Origin of the sequence: Lentzea sp. NBRC 102530 (assembly GCF_030269365.1) — a bacterium.
In the GTDB taxonomy this organism is placed as follows: domain Bacteria; phylum Actinomycetota; class Actinomycetes; order Mycobacteriales; family Pseudonocardiaceae; genus Lentzea.
In genome coordinates this window covers 160,719-179,088 of record NZ_BSTF01000006.1, presented here as the reverse complement: position 1 = coordinate 179,088, position 18,370 = coordinate 160,719, and the positions used below count along the sequence as shown (strand labels likewise).

General features: G+C 68.5%; 25 protein-coding genes. 14 read left to right on the top strand and 11 right to left on the bottom strand.

Translation table 11 applies throughout. From position 1 onward, the window contains the following. Positions 1 to 3 precede the first annotated feature (3 nt). Positions 4 to 333, bottom strand: coding sequence for an ArsR/SmtB family transcription factor (locus tag QSK25_RS17895; RefSeq protein ID WP_285639634.1), 330 nt, complete (start codon positions 331 to 333; stop codon positions 4 to 6). Positions 334 to 418: 85 nt separating this feature from the next. Between QSK25_RS17895 and QSK25_RS17890 the strand changes: the two genes are divergently transcribed. Together QSK25_RS17890 and QSK25_RS17885 are read left to right on the top strand one after the other, a co-directional pair. Then, a complete protein-coding gene (locus QSK25_RS17890) occupies positions 419 to 835 on the top strand; it encodes a low molecular weight phosphatase family protein (RefSeq protein ID WP_285639633.1) in 417 nt (138 codons plus the stop codon). A gap of 30 nt (positions 836 to 865) precedes the next feature. Beyond that, complete coding sequence (locus tag QSK25_RS17885) at positions 866 to 1,267, top strand: arsenate reductase ArsC (RefSeq protein WP_285639632.1); 402 nt, start codon at positions 866 to 868, stop codon at positions 1,265 to 1,267. Between the two features lies 1 nt (position 1,268). On the opposite strand, the gene QSK25_RS17880 is transcribed toward QSK25_RS17885, so the two are convergent. The 4 genes from QSK25_RS17880 to QSK25_RS17865 form a co-directional block, all read right to left on the bottom strand. After that, positions 1,269 to 1,583, bottom strand: a complete 315-nt coding sequence (locus QSK25_RS17880) for a TSUP family transporter (RefSeq protein WP_285639631.1) — start codon at positions 1,581 to 1,583, stop codon at positions 1,269 to 1,271. A gap of 8 nt (positions 1,584 to 1,591) precedes the next feature. Next, positions 1,592 to 1,795, bottom strand: a complete 204-nt coding sequence (locus tag QSK25_RS17875; protein WP_285639630.1) for a hypothetical protein — start codon at positions 1,793 to 1,795, stop codon at positions 1,592 to 1,594. Positions 1,796 to 1,970: 175 nt separating this feature from the next. Further along, the gene (locus QSK25_RS17870) at positions 1,971 to 3,107 is read right to left on the bottom strand and encodes an MFS transporter (RefSeq protein ID WP_285639629.1); all 1,137 of its coding nucleotides are present in this window, start codon (positions 3,105 to 3,107) and stop codon (positions 1,971 to 1,973) included. A 43-nt stretch (positions 3,108 to 3,150) separates the two neighbouring features. After that, positions 3,151 to 4,482: an FAD-dependent oxidoreductase gene (locus tag QSK25_RS17865; protein ID WP_285639628.1), complete on the bottom strand. Its 1,332-nt coding sequence runs from the start codon at positions 4,480 to 4,482 to the stop codon at positions 3,151 to 3,153. 98 nt (positions 4,483 to 4,580) lie between these two features. Here QSK25_RS17865 and QSK25_RS17860 point away from each other — a divergent pair, with 98 nt between their 5' ends. Genes QSK25_RS17860 through QSK25_RS45385 form a run of 4 tightly spaced genes read left to right on the top strand, consistent with a single transcriptional unit; the run spans position 4,581 to position 6,143 of the window. After that, on the top strand, positions 4,581 to 5,417 hold the full coding sequence (locus QSK25_RS17860; protein WP_285639626.1) for a helix-turn-helix domain-containing GNAT family N-acetyltransferase: 837 nt from the start codon (positions 4,581 to 4,583) through the stop codon (positions 5,415 to 5,417). 60 nt (positions 5,418 to 5,477) lie between these two features. Further along, the gene (locus QSK25_RS45395; RefSeq protein WP_352236011.1) at positions 5,478 to 5,741 is read left to right on the top strand and encodes a hypothetical protein; all 264 of its coding nucleotides are present in this window, start codon (positions 5,478 to 5,480) and stop codon (positions 5,739 to 5,741) included. After that, positions 5,696 to 5,854 (top strand): hypothetical protein, encoded by a 159-nt coding sequence (locus QSK25_RS45390; protein WP_352236009.1) that lies wholly within the window; start codon positions 5,696 to 5,698, stop codon positions 5,852 to 5,854. Before QSK25_RS45395 ends, QSK25_RS45390 begins: the two co-directional genes overlap by 46 nt. Positions 5,855 to 5,882: 28 nt before the next feature. Then, on the top strand, positions 5,883 to 6,143 hold the full coding sequence (locus QSK25_RS45385; protein ID WP_352236007.1) for an NAD(P)/FAD-dependent oxidoreductase: 261 nt from the start codon (positions 5,883 to 5,885) through the stop codon (positions 6,141 to 6,143). A 6-nt stretch (positions 6,144 to 6,149) separates the two neighbouring features. Here the strand turns inward: QSK25_RS45385 and QSK25_RS17850 are convergent, their stop codons facing one another. Together QSK25_RS17850 and QSK25_RS17845 are read right to left on the bottom strand one after the other, a co-directional pair. After that, a complete protein-coding gene (locus QSK25_RS17850; protein WP_285639623.1) occupies positions 6,150 to 6,431 on the bottom strand; it encodes a hypothetical protein in 282 nt (93 codons plus the stop codon). Positions 6,432 to 6,579: 148 nt separating this feature from the next. Then, on the bottom strand, positions 6,580 to 6,936 hold the full coding sequence (locus tag QSK25_RS17845; protein WP_285639621.1) for an HPF/RaiA family ribosome-associated protein: 357 nt from the start codon (positions 6,934 to 6,936) through the stop codon (positions 6,580 to 6,582). 482 nt (positions 6,937 to 7,418) lie between these two features. Between QSK25_RS17845 and QSK25_RS17840 the strand changes: the two genes are divergently transcribed. From QSK25_RS17840 to QSK25_RS17825, 4 genes are all read left to right on the top strand, one after another. Beyond that, entirely contained in the window at positions 7,419 to 7,907 is a 489-nt protein-coding gene (locus QSK25_RS17840) for a DUF5994 family protein (protein WP_285639620.1), read from the top strand. 6 nt (positions 7,908 to 7,913) lie between these two features. Beyond that, on the top strand, positions 7,914 to 8,069 hold the full coding sequence (locus tag QSK25_RS17835) for a DUF6307 family protein (protein WP_285639619.1): 156 nt from the start codon (positions 7,914 to 7,916) through the stop codon (positions 8,067 to 8,069). A 153-nt stretch (positions 8,070 to 8,222) separates the two neighbouring features. Continuing rightward, complete coding sequence (locus tag QSK25_RS17830) at positions 8,223 to 9,383, top strand: AI-2E family transporter (protein ID WP_285639618.1); 1,161 nt, start codon at positions 8,223 to 8,225, stop codon at positions 9,381 to 9,383. A gap of 40 nt (positions 9,384 to 9,423) precedes the next feature. After that, positions 9,424 to 10,464 carry a fatty acid desaturase family protein gene (locus QSK25_RS17825; RefSeq protein ID WP_285639617.1) on the top strand — a complete coding sequence of 347 codons (1,041 nt, stop codon included), beginning with the start codon at positions 9,424 to 9,426 and terminating at the stop codon, positions 10,462 to 10,464. 96 nt (positions 10,465 to 10,560) lie between these two features. Here the strand turns inward: QSK25_RS17825 and QSK25_RS17820 are convergent, their stop codons facing one another. The 4 genes from QSK25_RS17820 to QSK25_RS17805 form a co-directional block, all read right to left on the bottom strand. Next, positions 10,561 to 10,764, bottom strand: a complete 204-nt coding sequence (locus QSK25_RS17820; RefSeq protein ID WP_285639616.1) for a cold-shock protein — start codon at positions 10,762 to 10,764, stop codon at positions 10,561 to 10,563. A 341-nt stretch (positions 10,765 to 11,105) separates the two neighbouring features. Further along, the gene (locus QSK25_RS17815; RefSeq protein WP_285639615.1) at positions 11,106 to 11,540 is read right to left on the bottom strand and encodes a transglutaminase-like domain-containing protein; all 435 of its coding nucleotides are present in this window, start codon (positions 11,538 to 11,540) and stop codon (positions 11,106 to 11,108) included. Positions 11,541 to 12,220: 680 nt separating this feature from the next. Further along, the gene (locus tag QSK25_RS17810; RefSeq protein WP_352236093.1) at positions 12,221 to 12,541 is read right to left on the bottom strand and encodes a putative PEP-binding protein; all 321 of its coding nucleotides are present in this window, start codon (positions 12,539 to 12,541) and stop codon (positions 12,221 to 12,223) included. A gap of 357 nt (positions 12,542 to 12,898) precedes the next feature. Then, positions 12,899 to 13,585: a TetR/AcrR family transcriptional regulator gene (locus tag QSK25_RS17805; RefSeq protein ID WP_285639614.1), complete on the bottom strand. Its 687-nt coding sequence runs from the start codon at positions 13,583 to 13,585 to the stop codon at positions 12,899 to 12,901. A gap of 59 nt (positions 13,586 to 13,644) precedes the next feature. On the opposite strand from QSK25_RS17805, the gene QSK25_RS17800 reads away from it, so the two are divergent. Genes QSK25_RS17800 through QSK25_RS17785 form a run of 4 tightly spaced genes read left to right on the top strand, consistent with a single transcriptional unit; the run spans position 13,645 to position 18,198 of the window. Further along, the gene (locus tag QSK25_RS17800) at positions 13,645 to 14,472 is read left to right on the top strand and encodes an alpha/beta fold hydrolase (protein ID WP_285639611.1); all 828 of its coding nucleotides are present in this window, start codon (positions 13,645 to 13,647) and stop codon (positions 14,470 to 14,472) included. Continuing rightward, on the top strand, positions 14,469 to 15,359 hold the full coding sequence (locus QSK25_RS17795) for an alpha/beta fold hydrolase (protein WP_285639609.1): 891 nt from the start codon (positions 14,469 to 14,471) through the stop codon (positions 15,357 to 15,359). Before QSK25_RS17800 ends, QSK25_RS17795 begins: the two co-directional genes overlap by 4 nt. A 2-nt stretch (positions 15,360 to 15,361) precedes the next feature. Continuing rightward, positions 15,362 to 16,891, top strand: a complete 1,530-nt coding sequence (locus QSK25_RS17790) for an FAD-dependent oxidoreductase (RefSeq protein WP_285639608.1) — start codon at positions 15,362 to 15,364, stop codon at positions 16,889 to 16,891. Continuing rightward, complete coding sequence (locus QSK25_RS17785; RefSeq protein WP_285639606.1) at positions 16,888 to 18,198, top strand: amidohydrolase family protein; 1,311 nt, start codon at positions 16,888 to 16,890, stop codon at positions 18,196 to 18,198. Before QSK25_RS17790 ends, QSK25_RS17785 begins: the two co-directional genes overlap by 4 nt. Positions 18,199 to 18,370 lie beyond the last annotated feature (172 nt).

Here is an 18,370-nt window from a genome sequence, read left to right as displayed (position 1 = left end):
AGGTCAGTCGCAGCAGGCGCTGGCGTCGCGCAACGGCCCTCCCGGCGCGAGCACGGCCGCGAGGGTGTCGATGGCGGCGTTGTCGATGCGGTACCAGCTCCACGTGCCGCGGCGTTCGCGGCTGAGGACTCCGGCCCGTACGAGAATCTTGAGGTGGTGGCTCAGCGAGGACTGCGGCATGTCGAACTGGTCGGCGAGGTCGCAGAAGCACGCTTCCTGGCCCTCGGTCCGGCGGACCAGCCCGACCAGCTCGACGCGGATCGGGTCGCCGAGCGCCTTGAACAGGCGGGCGGCCGTCGTCGAGTCGAGCAGAGTCTGGTCCTGGCTCGTCATGAGCAAGACCATAGCCGCTTGGATTGACAAAAGTCGATACACCGAGTGTGATCTGCATCGACGAACTTCGGTCCATGGAGATCTGATGTCCCGCACCAGCGGATTCCCTCAGCACGAGCTCAGCGCCCAGCTGCTCCGGATCGACGAACTCTCGGACGGGTTCCACGGCGCGTTCGGCCGCGAAACCGTGGCCAAGGTCGTGGACGCGACCTACGACCTGCTCGCCGACAACGCCACCGTCACCGTGCCGCAAGTGCTGTTCATCTGTGTGCACAACGCCGGCCGCTCCCAAATCGCCGCCGCACTGCTGGAGCACCACGCGTTCGGCAAGGTCTCCGTGCGCACCGCCGACGTGGTCGTCACCATGGGCTGCGGCGACTCCTTTCCTGTCTACCCCGGCAAGCGCTACCTCGACTGGGACGTCGCCGACCTGGCCGGCGCCTCGCCGAAAGCCGTCCGCGACGACATCGATCGCCGCGCGCGCGAACTGCTCCAAGACTGAGAACCCGCTGGAAAGCAAGGAGAAACCGACGTGTCCAAGACCCCCGAAGTGCTGTTCGTCTGCGTGCACAACGCCGGCCGCTCGCAGATGGCCGCGGCACTGCTGCAGCACTACGGCATGGGCCGCATCGCCGTCCGCTCGGCAGGCTCCGAACCCGCTGAGAAGGTCAACCCCGCCGCCGCAGCCGCTCTCGCCGAGTGGGGCCTGGACATCACCGCCGAGATACCGTCGAAGCTCACGACCGCGGACGTCGAGGCGTCCGACGTGGTGATCACCATGGGCTGCGGCGACACCTGCCCGGTGTTCCCCGGCAAGCGCTACCTCGACTGGCAGCTGGAGGACCCGGCGGGCCAGGGCCTCGACGCGGTCCGGCCGATCCGCGACGACATCGACCGCCGCGTGCGCGGACTGGTCGCGGAGCTGCTCGACTGACTCAGTCGTGACGAGCGATCTTCACCGCTGAGATCAGCAGGATGATCGCGAGCGCGGAGATCAGGACCAGATCGGGAACGACTCCGAGGAGCAGTCCAGAGAGCAGGGCGCCGACAATCGACCCGGCGACCACGACGGTGGCGGAGTGCAGGTTCTGACGCAGAACGCTGAGGCTGCCGTCCCTGCTGCAGCGGGCGAAGGCCACGAGCACGGTAGGCAGGGACACCGGAAGCGACAGGCTGCCGGCGGTCTTGATGTCGATCCCGTACAACAGCACGATCGTCGGGATCAGCAGCTCGCCGCCGGCAACGCCCACGATCGCGGCTACCACACCGGTGCCGAACCCGCGGCGACGACGGCGACCGCCTGGACCGCCGGAAGCAGGTTGAGCGCGGCGCGGACCTTGTAGAGCGCGGCTGTGCGCATGCGGACGGCCCAGCCTGCCCCCGCCCAGTGCGAGCCGAGCTCGGCAGCGGTCACGGCGGCCGGCCGGGAGGGCAGCACCGTGAGCACGACGACCAGGCTCATCGCCTTGTGCAGGATGACCGCGGACAGCGCGGCGAACCCGAATCCCCGATCAGCAGCGGCAAGCGGAACTCGGCGCCACCCAGACCGATCATCCCGCCGAGCAGTCCGACGGCCGCGCCCGCCGCGAACACCACCGATGCGGGCCGCTCGTTCCCGTGTCGACCACGGGTACGAGCTAACGCGGCACGCTTGTCGTTGACAACCCGGCGGCCACCACGCCAATGATGCCGAGCACCACGAACACCGCCGGATATCCCCCGAGCCACCCGGCCAGGGCACTGCCCGCCCACGGTGCGATCGCCGCGGACAGCATCACCGGTACAGCAAGCAACCCGCTCAACCGTCCGTAGTGGACGGCACCCCACCGGTCGGTGACCGCCGTCGCCTGTACCAGTGTGAAGATCCCTCGCGCGACGCCCGCGAGCACCGAGCCGGCGATGAGCAGCAGCGCCGGTCCGGGAACGAGCCCGAGCAGCGTGGTGACGGCCGCGCTCGCCAGCAGGATGAGCGCAGTTCGCGTGCGAACCGTAGTCCGCGCGGTCAGCCTGGCGTAGCCGAGCCGTCCGAGGACCTGGCCCACCCCTCCGAGGCCCAGGGCGGCGGCGGCCGCTGATGTCGACATGCCGCGTTCGGTCAGCAGCGGCACGAGGTTGACCACGACGGCGTAGACGCTGAACGCCGCGAGGCTCATCGCGATCGTCAGCACGATGAACGGCCTGCTGCGCGCCACCGCCGACGGATGGTGCTTCGCCTCGTGCTCGATCTCCGGCCACGGTAGGCGCAGCCCGAACAGGTGCAGCGGAACCGTGGTGACAGCCAGAACGCCCGCGAGTACGAGGTAGGTCCCGCGCCAGTCCAGGTGCGTGTTCAGCACCGCGGTCAGTGGCGCAAACACCGTGCTGGCCAGCCCCGCGACCAGGGTGAGCGCGGTCAGTGCCGACACCCGCCGCACCCCGTACCAGCGGGTGAGGGCGGCGAAGGCAGGGGCGTAGAACACCCCGGCCATCGCGACGCCGATCAACATCCACGCCGCCGTGAACCAGGCGAGCGACTGTGCGGTCGCCATCAGCACGACCGCCGGGACGGCGACGACCGAGCCGGTGGTCATGATCGCGCGCGGACCGTGCCGGTCGAGGAGCCTGCCCACCGGAACCCCGACGAGCCCCGCGACGATCTGGCTCGCGGAAAACCCGATGGTGATCGCGGCGTGCGACCAGCCCGTGCGCTCACCGATCGTCGGCAGCAGCACCGGGAACGCGTAGTAGAGGATCCCCCAGCTGATGATCTCGGTGGTGCACAGGACGATCAGCACACGGCGGAGCCCAGCACCGGTACTGGGCTCCGCCGTTGTGGTGTCAGCGCGCACTGGGCGCGAGGCCGACCGTCAGCACACCGCTCTCCGGCGAACCGCAGCACCCACCGTCGCTCTTCTGAGCGTCCGGCTCGTCGAACACGCCCGCACCACCGCAGACCCCGGTCTCGGGCAGCACGAGCTCCACACGCCCTGCGGCCTCGTGGTCACCCGCGATCGCGGCCACCACCGAACGACACTGCTCATAGCCCGTCAACGACAGGAACGTCGGCGCGCGGCCGTAGCTCTTGATGCCCACGAGGTACACGCCCGGCTCGGGGTGGCGCAGCTCGGCCTCGCCGTGCGGGTAGACGGTGCCGCAGGAGTGGACGTTCGGGTCGATCAACGGCGCGAGCTTCGTCGGCGCCTGCAGCACGGGGTCGAGGTCGAGGCGGATCTCCGAGAGCCACGACAGGTCAGGCCGGAACCCGGTCAGCACGACGACCTCGTCGATGCCTTCGACCTTGTGCCCGTCGAAGGACTCCAGCGTGAGCTTGCCATCGTCAGCGCGCTCGACAGCGGCGGTGCGGAACCCGGTCGCGGTGGTGATGTGCCCGGCCTCGGCCGCCTTCTTCGCGCGCAACCCCAGCGCACCACGCGCAGGCAGCTGGTCGGCCTCGCCACCACCGAACGCGTTGCCCACGGCCCCGCGGCGCAGCAGCCAGACGACCTCCGTGCCAGGCTCCTCCTCGGCGAGATCCGCCAGCACGACCAAGGCCGTCAGCGCCGAGTGCCCGCTGCCCGCGACGGCGATCCGCTTGCCCGCGTAGCGAGCGCGCTCGGCCACGAGATCGGGTACGCGGTAGGTGATCTGAGCAACCGCCGCCTTCTCACCCACCGCGGGGAGTCCGTCTCCACCGAGCGGGTTCGGCGAGCCCCAGGTGCCAGACGCGTCGATCACCGCGCGTGCCGTGATCCGCTCCTCCCCCGTCGCGGTCTCCACGTGCACGGTGAGCGGCTCGTCCTCGCGCCCGGAGTCCACGATCCGGTCGCGTCCGCGGCGAGCCAGACCCACCACGCGCGCACCGAACCGAACCCGATCGCCCAGCACCTCGGCGAGCGGCCGCAGGTAGCTCGCGACCCACTCCCCGCCGCTCGGGTAAGCGTCCCCGTCCGGCCGCACCCACCCGGTCTCCTTCAGCAGGCGCTCGGCCGCCGGGTCGACGAGCTCGCTCCACTGCGAGAACAGCCGGACGTAGTTCCACTGCGACACCGCTGCACCGGCACGATCGCCCGCCTCCAGCACGAGCACCTGCTCGCCTCGTTCGACCAAGTTGGCCGCCGCGGACAAACCCGCAGGCCCGGCACCCACCACGACGACTGGCAACGCGCTCACCACACACCCCTTGAATCGACAGACTTCAAATCAACACGGCGGACTCTATCGACCCGGATCGATTGACGCAACCATCGATTTGCGTCGATACTTCAGCCATGACGACGACAGCGCCCTCGCCGGCCGTGCTGCCCGCCGACGACGCCGCGACCTACGCGGACTGGTTCGCGTGCCTGGCCGAACCGACCCGCGTACGCCTGCTGCACGCGGTGGCGACGGCGGGCCGCTCGATGACCGTCGGCGAGTTGACCGAACTCGTCGGCATCAGCCAGTCCACCTGCTCCCACCACGTCCGCAAGCTCGTCGAGGTCGGTTTCCTACGTCAGCACAGAGAAGGCACCGCCACGCACGTGAGCGTGAACCCGTCGTGCTGCACCGGACTTCCACACGCCGCCGACGTCGTGATGGGCATGCTCGCGCCCCGCCCCTGTTGTCCGACCGACCTCCCCGCTGACGTGCTGATCCGATCACTGGAAGCCGCCGACTGGAACGCCGTCCGTCGCATCTACGGCGAAGGCATCGCCACCGGCGACGCCACCTTTGAAACCGAAGTTCCCCTGCGTCGGGCGTTGGACGCCAAGTGGCTGCCCGACCACCGCTGGATCGCCGAGATCGACGGCCGGGTAGCGGGCTGGGCCGCCCTCACCGCCGTGTCCACAAGGGACTGCTACGCGGGCGTCGCCGAGACCTCCGTCTACGTCGGCACGGACTTCCGTGGCCGCGGCGTCGGCAAGGCGTTGGTGCACAAGCAGGTCAACGCCGCCGACGACGCCGGCCTGTGGACGTTGCAGACCTCGATCTTCCCCGAGAACCGCGCCAGCCTCGCCCTGCACCACTCGGCGGGCTTCCGCACCCTCGGCGTCCGCGAACGCATCGCACAACACCACGGCGTGTGGCGCGACACCGTCTTCCTCGAACGCCGCACCACCGACTAACCCCAGACCACCACCCAACCGTCGCCGTGCTCGGCGACGGCTACTTCGAGGTGCCCGCTCGTGCTCGAAGCCGGCAACGCCCTCGTCGGCTCCTGGCCGCATTACTACGACAGCCTGACCTTGTTCTCCCCAGCCAGGTACAGCGCCTTGCCCGGCCTCTCGTTCCCCGGCAGCCCGGAGCACTACCCGCACCGCGACGAGGTCGTCGACTACCTGAGCACCTCTTGCACGCCGCGCAATACCGGACTCACGAACCGTTCCAAGGTCAACGCGTCATCGTGGTGGGCGCTGGCAACTCCGCTGTCCGGATCGCCGCCGAACTAGCCGACCATGCTCGCGTGACCCTCGCCACCCGCAAGCCCGTGAAGTTCTCCGCCCAACGCCCACTCGGCCGTGACCTGCACTTCTGGCTCGACCGCACGCGCAGTTCGCGGTAGCCCGACGCGGCGACCAGACCGCAGACCGATGTTCACCGCACTCGAAGGTTCCAAGGTCATCTGGCCCGACGAGCAGCGCGAGCACGTGGGCGCGATCATCCTGGCCACCGGATACCGCCCTGACCTCGCTTACCTGGACAAACTCAGCACGGAGCACGACCGCGGCCTCTCACTCCATCACCGCGGACTGGGTTTCGCAGGCCTCGAATGGCAGCGCAGCCTCTCCTCCGCGACCCTACGAGGCGTCGGCCGTGACGCCGCCTACGTCGTCCGTAGCCTGCTCAAGTGACGGCAGTCAGCTGAGCGACAGCTGCTCGCGGTGGAAGTCGAAGTGCCGCATGGGAAAGCGGTACAGATCCGCCACCGTCATGAACTCGCGGAAGAACGGATCCCAACGCGTCGGGTACGGCATACCTCTCGCAAGGCTGACAGCGTTCTCCCGGTCGAGCCGACGATGCGACGCCGCGATGGTCCGGTCGCAGAAAGCAATCATCGCGCTTCGAGGCATCACGTTGCCACCAAGCCAGGAGCTCGCGAAGTCGACCACGTCGAAGGGCTTCGTGCCCTCGTTGAGCAACCTCGCCCAGCCGCGACCGACAGGACTCGGCAGTCGAGCCCTGTCATGGTGCGGAAGGTGCCTTCTCACCTCACGGACACACCGATGTCACATCCCGATCACGCGCTCTGATGCCGGGGCGTTGCCGGACCGACCGATGCCGGTGCCGCTAGCCGAGTTCGGGTGGTGTCGGGACGGACCGCAGGGCGCGGTTGCTGCGCGGCTCGGTGCGGGTCTTGGTCTCGCCGACCTGACGGATCAGTTCGTCGCGGACCTCGTTGAGCGCCGCGGAAAGCTCTCGCTGGGACGAGGTGGCGACGAGGTGCAGCCGATGGCCGTGGCTGATCCAGCACTGCAGCATGACGCGCTGCTCGACGCCCTTGCGGTCTTTGAGGCTGATCTCCAGTTCGATCTCGTCGTCGCGGTAGGACCGCAGACGGGAACCGAGCGCGGCCAGGCGGTCCACGACCCAGTCGCGTTCGGACGAGTGGAAGCCGGCGGCGAGGTGCAGTCGCTGCGCGATCACTGAAGCATCTTGTGGAGTTGCGTTCACGCGTTGTCGCTGACAGTGCTCACTGAAATCTCTCCTCACGACCAAGACGAGCCGCCTGCCCGACGAGCGAACGGGACGCTGCCCTCAGTCTCAAAACGGAAAAAGTCCGAAATAGCTTCTCCTCCGCACCCTATAGCACCCGTGCGCACTATCACCTGAAATTCACATGAGAATCCGGCGATAGCGACCCTTCGGCCGCCGAGCGGCACAGCGCCGTCCCGCATCTCTCCACACCAGGGCATCTACCAGTGAGAACGGAACGATCGGCGGTGTTGCGACTGAAGCTTCGAGGAAGCTCACCGACGACACGAAAAACGCAAGACTTTCGGTCGATCACAACTAAAGCGGTGTATGATTGATTTTGTCGAGAACATCTCGCACCTGAGCGGTCAAGTTCAGGTCGTACTCGACGAAACCTGAACCGGCAGTTTCTCTGGCCGAGACTGGAGTCCGGCATGACGCCGGTCCCTCACCAATCCAACGCCCCACCGGCCGCCAACGCTGATGACCGACCCCGGTCTCCGCTGCGACTGCGTCTGCGGCCGCAGACGCCTGCCACGGGATACGTCGACGGCGCCTGGTGGCCACGTTCCCACGACCTCACCACCGAACTGCCCGCCCTGCTCGCAGTGCTGAACGTCCGGCTCGGTGAGATCCCCAGAGTCAACTATCACCTCAGCGACTGGGACGCCGCGCCCCGCCGCACAGCCGCCGAAGGCATCCAGGTCCGGCTGGACGGGTTCCGCACCAGACCCGCGCACACCGTGGACCTGATCGCCTCAGACCGGCGCCGCCTCACGCTGCTGCTCGTTCCCCCCGACACGTCCTCATCGGCCGCACATGAAGCGATGATGCGCGCTGCGCACCGCGACAACACCGACACCGTCGAGGACCTGTTCTCCTCGATCGCCCTCAAGACCCGAGTACCACAGCCGAGAGAATGAGAAGAGATGACAGCGTCGACCTACGTGTCCCTGTACGAGCGCAGGCTCAAGCTGGTTCAGGACACCCTGACCGAGCATTCCGGGTTCAGCGCCGAATCCTCGCGAGCTCTCGCCGTGCACGTGCTGGGCGCGCTGGACCACATCCCCGAGAGCATCCGTTGATCGAGCAACGCACCTGAGTGGTTCGCGAGCGTCCGCTGCCCCAGCCGGGTTTGCGACCTGCGCGGCAGGGAATCCGAGCAGAGACGGGCAGCCATCTGCCGACTCACCGATGACCCCAGACCCCGGCGTCGGATATCGACACTGGAGGCGCTGGTGAGCACCGACCGCGGTGACGTGCCGCTCGAACGAAGTCCGGTTCCCGCTGTGCTGCGGGTCAGTGCGGCACTGAGCTGGCGCTTTCTCCTCGTGGTCGCTGCGCTCTACGTCGTCGGTGTCATCTTCAGCAGGCTGGCGGCGCTCGCCGTGCCGCTCGCGATCGCGTTGCTGCTGGCAGCCTTGCTCGCACCGGCCGTCGGTTTCCTGATGGCACACCGGGTTCCCCGAGGTCTCGCCACCGCGCTGGTGCTGGTCGGCGGACTGCTCGCGCTCGGCGGGATGCTGACGTTCGTCGTGGTGACCTTCGTCAACGGCCTGCCGGACCTGGCAGCGCAACTGGCCCGCAGCATCGACGCGATCTCCGGCTGGCTCGTCAACGGCCCGCTGCAGCTGAGCGAGACGCAGCTGCGCGACTTCGCCGACCGGATCGTGAAAACGGCGCAGGACAACCAGTCCGGCATCACGACGGGCGCCATCACCACCGCGGCGACGGTCGGTGGGGTTCTCGCCGAGATGCTGCTGGTGCTGTTCGCGCTGGCGTTCCTCCTCTACGACGGTCCCCGGATCTGGCAGTTCCTCCTCCGCGTCGTTCCCGACGGACCCCGCAGGCGGGTCGACGTCGCGGGCCGGCGCAGCCTCGCCGCGCTGGTGAGCTACGTCCGCGCCACCGGAGCGGTCGCGGTGGTGGACGCGATCGGCATCGGCATCGGACTGGCCGTGCTGCGCGTGCCCCTGGCGGTTCCGCTGGCGGCACTGGTGTTCATCTGCGCGTTCGTTCCGATCTTCGGCGCGGTGGTGGCCGGTGCGGTCGCCGTCCTCATCGCACTCGTCGCCAACGGTCCGCTGACCGCCGTGATCGTCCTGATCATCGTCATCGCCGTGAACCAGCTGGAAAGTCACATCCTGCAACCGTTCCTGCTGGGACGCGCGGTGAAGCTGCACCCGCTCGCGGTGGTGCTGGCCATCGCGGCAGGCCTGCTCGTCGCAGGCATCGCGGGCGCACTGCTCGCCGTTCCCCTGCTGGCGGTGCTCAACTCCGCGATCCGCTCCCTGCGCAGCGAGGCCGACGAACACGTGTCACCCGCCGACGTGCACACCAGCCAGCCAGAAGAGTCCGGACCGGACGAACCCGGCCTGGACACCGAAGCCGAGAAGTGAAACCCACAACGGCTCACCGCAGCCACCCCGGAGCAGGTACATGACCTCAACGCACGACGTCCCGACAGACACGACTGATCGCCATCGCGGTAGCGACTTCGCCCGCCTCACCAAGGAGCTCAAGGCCGCCGGCCTGCTGAACCGCCGACGCGGCTACTACCTGCTGCGGATGGCGGTCAACGCGCTGCTGCTCGGCGCGATCGCCGTGACGTTCGTGATGGTGGGTGACTCCTGGTGGCAACTGGTCACCGCAGCCGTCCTGGCCGTGGCCTCCACGCAACTGGCGTTCATCGGGCACGACGCCGGGCACCGGCAGATCTTCCGCAGCCACCGCAACAACGACGTCGTCGGGCACCTGCACGGCAGCCTCACCGGAATCAGCTACCAGTGGTGGGTCGCCAAGCACAACCGCCACCACGCCAACCCCAACCACGAGGACCACGACCCCGACATCGAGATCCACGCCCTCGCCTTCAGCCGCGCCCAGGCCGCCCACAAACGCGGCCTGTACAGCTGGATCACCAAGCACCAGGCGTTCCTGTTCTTCCCGCTCCTGCTGGCGGAGGCCGCCGTGCTGCGCATCTCCGGCCTCATCGCGTTGTGCCGCAACGAACTGCGCAACCCGTGGCGCGAAGCCGCACTCCAGATCCTGCCGATGATCGCCTACCTGGCGGCGCTGTTCCTCGTGCTGTCACCCGCGAAGGCGGTCGTGTTCATCGCCGTGCACCAAGGCCTCATGGGCGTCTACCTCGGCTGCTCCTTCGCACCCAACCACAAGGGCATGCCGATCATCACCGATGGCCAGCGCCTCGACCACCTCCACAAGCAGGTGCTCACCTCCCGCAACGTCACCGGCGGCCGCTGGGTCGACGCCCTGCTCGGCGGCCTCAACCACCAGATCGAGCACCACCTCTACCCGCACATGCCCCGCCCCAACCTGCGGCACGCACAACCCCTCGTCGAGAACTTCTGCCTCCGACACGGCATCGCCTACAGCAAAACCACCCTGCGCCACTCCTACGCCCAGGTACTGCGCCACCTGCACGACGCCGGCTCACCCCTCCGCCACCCAGCCCGGTGACGCCCGCAGCTCCACGAGCAAAGCCCGCCGGTTGGACCCAACCGGCGGGCTTCGGTGTTCGTTCGCGCACGCCGCTGTTACGCGGCTGAACAAGAACTAGGCGGGCACGACGTTGTCCGCCTGCGGGCCCTTCTGGCCCTGCGTGACGTCGAAGGAGACCTTCTGGCCTTCCTGGAGCTCGCGGTAACCCTGAGCGGCGATGTTCGAGTAGTGCACGAAGACGTCGGCGCCACCGCCGTCCTGCTCGATGAAGCCGAAGCCCTTTTCAGCGTTGAACCATTTGACGGTTCCGGTGGCCATGTGCGCTCCAAGCATGATTCGGCACCCGCACGATGCGGAGCCGGAGGTGATCCGCCATGGCCCTCGGAGATGCTGAACAGCAAAACGCCCGTGACACGTGATCACGGGCGACCGGTACTTCGGAACCATGACTGATGGCACCACGCTACACCGGCTGCTCGGCGGTGGGTCCACCGCCTCATCGCCAGGCGGGCGCGAAGTCCACTTCGGCGTGGACGACCATCGACTCCGGCAACGGGCCATCGAAGATGGTGGCGGCCATGGCGACACCAGTGGCGGCCCTGCCGCGACCGATGACGACGCGCCGTTCTCCGGGCCTCGTTGGTGCGCGGGTCGCAGATTCACGAGCGGTCGTCCAGCCAGACTTCCATCCACGCCGCGAGATCCACCGGCGCCCCGTCGGGTGGCGCGTCGAGGTCCGTCAGGTAGCCGGAGACACAGCGCGCGGGAATGTTGAGGGCCCGGCAGTACGAGATCACCAAGTGCGCGAAGTCACGGCAGACGCGGGCGCCCCGCGGCGTCCACGTCGGCCGACGTGCGCAATGCGCGTTCATCCGGAAAGCTCGAGGCGCACTCGCAATCACACGCAGTTCATCCGCCTCAACTACGGCCTCGAACGCGTCGTCGCCATGCTCACCGTCACGGTCACGCGGCAGGAAGCGGAGAGACTCCATCCGCACTCCGAGCTCGTTGGACAGGTTCCTTGCCTGCTGCACCGTCCACTCCCGCGTCGGATGCGCGGTGACGCCGGTGACGTGCAGGCGTGCTCCGAGCACGGTGTCGGCGTGGAAGAAGTCCGCCGCAATGATCCTCTCAGCCTGCCGCCGAGGGGCGAATCACCATCGTGCCGTTCCTCCTTCGAGGACCACGACGAGGGCCGTGAGTTGCCGCAACAAGGCAAAGACCTGCGCGGCCTGGCATCTGAGCAGCAGGTAGGCGCCGTGGTTGGCCAACTGGACCGGTTGTTCACCTCAGCGGATCTGGCTTCCGCCGTGGTACTCAAGCAAGGGAGTCCACCTGTGGCCGGAGAAGTGCTCGCGGAAGTTGCGATCGTGACGATGCTGCGAGAGGAATGTCAGGCTGTGCATCGCCGACCGGTTCGGCATCCGCCCGATCGCCCGGCTCTGGTTCGTCACCGGGGCGCTGGTGACAACCGGCATCGCCTACCCGTGGGGTTTCTGGTTATTCGCCGTCGTGGCCGCGCTGGGCCTGGCCTCCTTGCTGCTGCTGCGCGGCGAGACGCCGGCCTAGGAGCCGTTGACGCCGGTGCCCGCCCGGTGACCGCGAAGGATCGGCCATCGGCCACCGGCGCATCCGGCCATGCCCGTGTCAGCCCGGCAGGACCAGCCCGCGACGTGACGCCGAGTCCGATGAGGACGGCGGCGAGCAGCGGATCGGCGGCCGCCTCGCCGCACACCCCGACGGGTTTGCCGCGGACGCCGGCCGGCGTCCGCGGTCATCGCCACCAGCGCAGGACCACCGGTTGCCAGGGATCGGTGAGGTGTGCGAGGTCCGTGGCCAGGCGGTCCGCGGCCATCGTGCACTGGGCGAGGTCGTTGGTGCCGATCGAGACGAAGTCGACGACCTCGAGGATCCGGTCGGCCAGCAGCGCGGCGGCGGGTGTCTCGACCATGATCCCGGCGGCGAGTCCGCGGGAACGAACCTCGGCCGCGACGTCGGCTGCCTCGTCGACGGTCGCGAACGGGGAGGATGCCGCTCCGACACACCGGTCGACACCCTGGTCCGCCTCACCATCGCCACGATGGAGGGCCTGCAGCAGCAGTGGCTCGCCACGAGCGCGGGCTTCGACATGGCCGAGGAGTTCCGCCGCTACGTCGAGAGCCAGAAACGCACCTGGAAGGCCTGATTCCACGCCCCGCCGGATCAGCTGTGTACGTGCCGAGGGCTACGCCAGCACCTCGGCGTCCGGCTTCGGCGCGGAGGTGGCGGCCGAGGAAGCCGTCACCTCCGCTCGACCAAGTCGAAAACCTCCATCGCGACCGGAACGGCGGTGCCGGTAGATCCTCGAACTCGCGCTCACCCGGCTACGCACCGGCCGCAAGCGACGGCGACCCGACCTTTTCGAGCCCATGCCGCAAAGCAGGCGTCCTGCGCGTGCGTTAGCCCGAAGAAGTCACCGGGTGTGCAGTTGGCGCAAACCGTTGATGATCAGCTCCAGCCCGAAGGCGAACTCGTCCTCCAGCGGCACCGGCAACAAGTCCGCGACCGCAAGGGTGGCCGGATACTCCGCGGGCGACAGAGTGTGGAAGTACTCCGACACCTGCTTCTGCTCGGACCCGTTCCCCGATCCGGCGAGCTGGATGGCGAAGCCCAGGACGTAGCGCGCGAGCGTGGCGTACGCGCGTGCCGCGAGACCAGGAGACAGCCCGCCGTCGAGCAGGACGGCCAGGCAGCGTTCCCGCAGCATCATCGCGTTCGGACCGATCGGCGTCTGCTCGATCAGCAGGGGTGCGACCTGGCGGTGTTCGCCCAGTGCGTCGAACATCGCCTGGGCGACGGTCCGGCAGGCCTCGTCCCAGCTCATCTCCGAGAGTGCGGCGGAATCCAGCTCGACCTCGCCGAAGACGCGGTCGACCACGTAACCGATCAGCACGGCCCGGTTGGTGAAGTGGCGGTACAGCGTGGCCGTGCCGGATTCGAGCCGCTGGGCGAGGGTCCTCATGGACAGGGCGTCGGCGCCCTCCTCGTCGACGAGCTGCAACGCCGCCGCGAGGATCCGGTCGAGCGGGACGGCAGGACGGCCAGGTGAGCGCCGAGCGGGCGCAGTGCCCTCAGCGGCAGGCAGAGAAGAACTGGTCACACCCATCAGTATCACCTCCGGTTGACAGCCCTCACAATAACGGCAACACTGTAGCCATTATGAAGAGCAGCCGGAACCCCGCCTCCGCACCCCAGGTCGTCTCAGTGGACGGCCTGCGCGTTCATTACGAACGCGCAGGTCAGGGACCGACGGTGCTGCTGCTCCACGGCAGCGGGTCGTCACTGGAGGGCTTCGAAAAGGTCGCGGCGTTGTTGTCGTCGTCCTACGACGTGATCCGCCCGGACCTGCCGGGCTTCGGACGCACCGGACCACGCCCGGACCGCGACTACCGCGTCCGGACGTACGCGACGACGATCGCCCGCTTCATGACCGCGTTGCAGGTGCCGCACTTCGCGGTGGCCGGCAACTCGCTGGGCGGCAACATCGCGTGGAACCTGGCGCTGGACGCGCCGGAGGCGGTCGACGGGCTGGTGCTCGTCAACGCCACCGGCTATCCGGAGAAGTCGCTGCCCGCCGGGTTGCGGCTGGCACGCAACCCGTTGCTGCGCCCCGTGTTGCGGCGATGGCTCCCGCGCAGCGCGACCGAACGCGGGCTGCGGGAAGCAGTCGGCCCGAAGTCGGCGATCGTGGACGACGCCATGGTGGACCGGGTGCACGCGTTGACGAGCCGTCCCGGGAACCGGTCGGCGTTCGTCGACTTCGCGGGCACCGACCAGCCGGACCGCAGCGGCGAGATCGAGCGGATCACCGTCCCGACGCTGGTGCTGCGCAGCGCCGAGGTCGACGGGCAGTACTTCGTTCGTGACATCCCCGGCGCCCAGGAGCGCGTGCACCCCGACGGCGGGCACCTGCTACCGGAGGAGTACCCGGACTGGGTGGCCGCGGCGATCGCCGACTTCCTGCACGCAGAAGAGGAGCAGCGATGAGGTACTTCGTCGCGTCCGATGAGGACATTCGACTCGACGCGGCAACACGACGCACACTGCGCGGCAGTTACGTCGAGCTGTCCGACGGTGTGACGCACTACGAGCTGGCCGGTCCCGAGAACGGCGCACTCGTCGTGCTCGTCGGCGGCATCACGATCCCGCTGTTCTACTGGGACAGAACCGCCGAGCAGTTGCACGCCCGAGGACTGCGCACCCTGGCCTACAGCGCCTACGGGCGCGGCGGTTCCGACCGGGTGCGCGCCGACCATGACGAGGCGTTGTTCGTCCGGCAACTGGCAGAACTGACCGCGGCCCTGGACCTCACGTCACCGTGGCACGTGGTCGGCACGTCGATGGGTGCGCTCGTCGCGATGGCCTACACGAACCGGTATCCCGAGGCCGTGGCCACGCTCACCGTCGTCGGGCCGGCCGGTCTGGGCCCTCGTCCCCTGCTGCAACGGTTGCTGCGCAACGATCTCGTGAGCGGGTTCGTCGCCAGGCGCTTCGGCCGCCGGTTGCTGGAGGGGCACCTCGGGCACAACGTCCGCGACCCAGCGCTGTCCGCCGAGCTGGTCGCGATGGTGCGCGACGCCTACCGGTGCGAGGGCTCGCTCCACTCGTTCTTCCAGACCCTGCAGGACTTTCCGTTGTTCGAGCGGCAGGAACTCTTCCGACGGACCGGCGAGCTGGGAATCCCTGCCCTGCTCGTGTGGGGCGACGACGACCAGGTCACACCGATCACCCATCTCGACACCGTCACCGAGCTGCTGCGCCCACGACAGACACACGTCCTCGCCCAATGCGGGCACATGGCCCCCTTCGAACGGCCTGACGACGTCAGCGATCTGCTCGCCTCGTTCGCCGTTCCCCACCCAGATCGGCTCTGACCATGAACGACCCCAACACCTCCCGAATCATCGACGTGCTGATCGCCGGTGCCGGCCCGACCGGCACCACGCTGGCGATCGACCTCGTGCGCCGCGGCTTGAACGTCCGCATCATCGACAAGGCTCCGCACTCGTTCGAGGGCTCACGCGCCAAGGGCATCCAGCCGCGGACACTCGAGGTGTTCGACGACCTCGGCACGATCGACGAGGTTCTCGCGGCCAGCAGCGACTACCCGCGCCTGGGCATCCACCTCGGACCGGTCGCCGCACCGTGGCGCATGTTCCGCAACCGCGAACGCACGGCCGACGTTCCCTACCCGAACACCCGGCTGATTCCCCAGTACCGCACCGACAGCGTGCTGCACGACCGGCTCGATCAGCTGGGCGGCAGGGTCGAGTACGGCTGGGAGCTCGTCGAGTTCGTTCAGGACAGCACCTCGGTCACCGCGACGACGACCGGGGACGGCGGCACCGAGAAGATCACGGCACGCTATCTCGTGGGAGCCGAAGGCGGTTCGAGCGCCGTGCGCGGCCAGCTCGGCCTGAGCTTCCTCGGCACGACCGACGAACAGGACCGGATGCTGATCGTCGACGCCGTCACGACCGGTCTGACCCGCGATCGCTGGCACACCTGGCCGGGCGTGAAGGGCCGGTTCGCAGGGGCATGCCCGCTGCCGCACAGCGACCTGTTCCAGTGGATGATCCGTCTGGCCCCGGACGAGGAACCTCCGGTGGGAGTGGAGGCGATCACCCGGCGGATCCAGGCCCACACCCGCAACCGGAACATCGAACTGAGCGACATCCGCTGGCGGTCGGTGTTCCGGCCCAACATCCGCCTGGCCGAGGCTTACCGCCGCGGTCGCGTTTTCCTCGCCGGCGATGCCGCGCACGTGCACACCCCCGCCGGCGCACAGGGACTCAACACCGGTATCCAGGACGCCTACAACCTCGGTTGGAAGCTCGCCCAGGTCTTCGCAGGGGCCGACCCGCAGTTGCTGGACACCTACGAAGCCGAACGCCTACCGATCGCCGCAGGTGTGCTCGGCCTGTCCACGAAGAAGTACGAAGGCATCGCGAAGCTCGATCCGTCGAGCCTGCGCCGTGGCAAGGACGAACAGCAGTTGTCGCTGACCTACTACGGCGGCCCGCTCGCGCCAACCAACTGCGACCGCACAACGACGCTGCAGGTCGGTGATCGTGCGCCGGACGCCGAACTGCTCGACACGAACGGCGCATCGGTGCGCCTGTTCGACGCCTTCCGGGGTCCGCACTTCACCGTCATCGCCTACGGCCGGGATGCCACCATCGCGAGCGAGGAGCTCAAGTGGCCAAACGCGGGGGCGCCGCTGCGGCGTGTCGCCGTCGATGCCGGGGAGGACTTCCGCCGCATCTACGGGATCAAGGGTGACACCCTGCTGCTCATCCGGCCCGACGGCTACATCGGGCACATCGCCACCCGGAACTTCCTCACCTCGATCCAGACCGCCGCCCGCGCGCTGACGCCCGTGGCCCAGCAGGAGACCGCACGATGACCCGCATCCTGCTGCGCGGCGCGCAGGTGATCACCATGGCGCCGCACCGGCCCGACGCCGAACGCTGCGACGTCCTCATCGACGGTGACAGCATCGTCGGGATCGGCACCGATCTCGACGACACCGGTGCGGAGATCGTCGACGTCACGGACCGCATCGTCATGCCCGGTCTGGTCAACGCCCACCTGCACACCTGGCAGACCGCGCTGCGTGGTGCAGGCATCGACTGGACGCTCGCGGACTACCTCGGTCGCATGCACGGCGCCGTGGCCGAGCACTACCGCCCGGAAGACATGCGCACCGGGACGCTCGCCGGCGCGCTGAGCCAGCTCGACCGCGGCACCACGACCCTGGGCGACTGGTGCCACAACACGCCCACACCCGAACACACCGACGCGGCGATCGATGGCCTGCTGTCGTCCGGCATCCGCGGGGTCTTCCTGCACGGCACCCCGTATGCCGTTGCCAACGCCGCCCACCCCGTGAGTGAGATCGACCGGCTGCTCGACGGTCCGGCCGGCACCCACGCGTTGCTGACCTTCGGTTTGGCCGTCCGCGGCCCGCAACTGTCCACTCCAGAGGTCGCGGTCACCGACTTCCGCGCGGCCTCCGAGCGCGGGATCGTCGTGTCGATGCACCAGAGCGGCGGAGTGCCAGGGCCGGGGTGGGAGGCGGTGCGGGCGGCCGGACTGCTGAGCCCTTCGACCAACGTCGTGCACGGCGCCGGGCTCACCGACGAGTGGATCAAGATCCTGGTCGACGCGGGAGCGAGCGTCACGTGCACGCCGGAGAACGAGCTCGGCCAGGGCCACGGCTCCCCCGTCACCGGACGCCTGCTCCGACTGGGCGCCGCACCGTCGCTGGGCACCGACACCGACGCGGTCACCCCCGCTGACGTCCTCTCCGCTGCCCGGATCGCGCTGGCCCACCAGCGCGGCCGCGACCACGACCACCATCGGCAGACCACCGGCGCGTTCTCCCTCACCGCCACGATCACCGCCAAACAGGCGCTGGCCTGGGCAACGGTCGAAGGCGCCAGAGCGCTCGGCCTCGACGACCGCGTCGGCAGGCTCGAAACGGGCATGCAGGCCGACCTCGTCGTCATCGACGGCTCCGCGCCGAGGTTGTGGCCGATCAGCGATCCGGTCGCGACGGCGCTCTACGCGAGTTCCGGCGACATCGAGGCGGTCATGATCGCCGGAAGCTGGCGCAAACGACAGCACGAACTCGTCGACATCGACCTCGACGACCTGCGAGGACAGCTCCAGGAGTCCGCGGGCCACCTCCTGCCCAAACTCGTGGAATGACCGCTGCTATGCCTGTAGGCAGGCGCAAGAGGATCTTCGTAGACGCTGCCGAGGCTCGGGCGTGCAGACCGCGACACCGCCCAATCGACGCCTTCCTCAACTCGCAGCGGAAAGGTTCCGCGGTTTCAGCGTTAGTGATGCGGGTCGAATTTCAAGATGCTCGCCGCCGTAG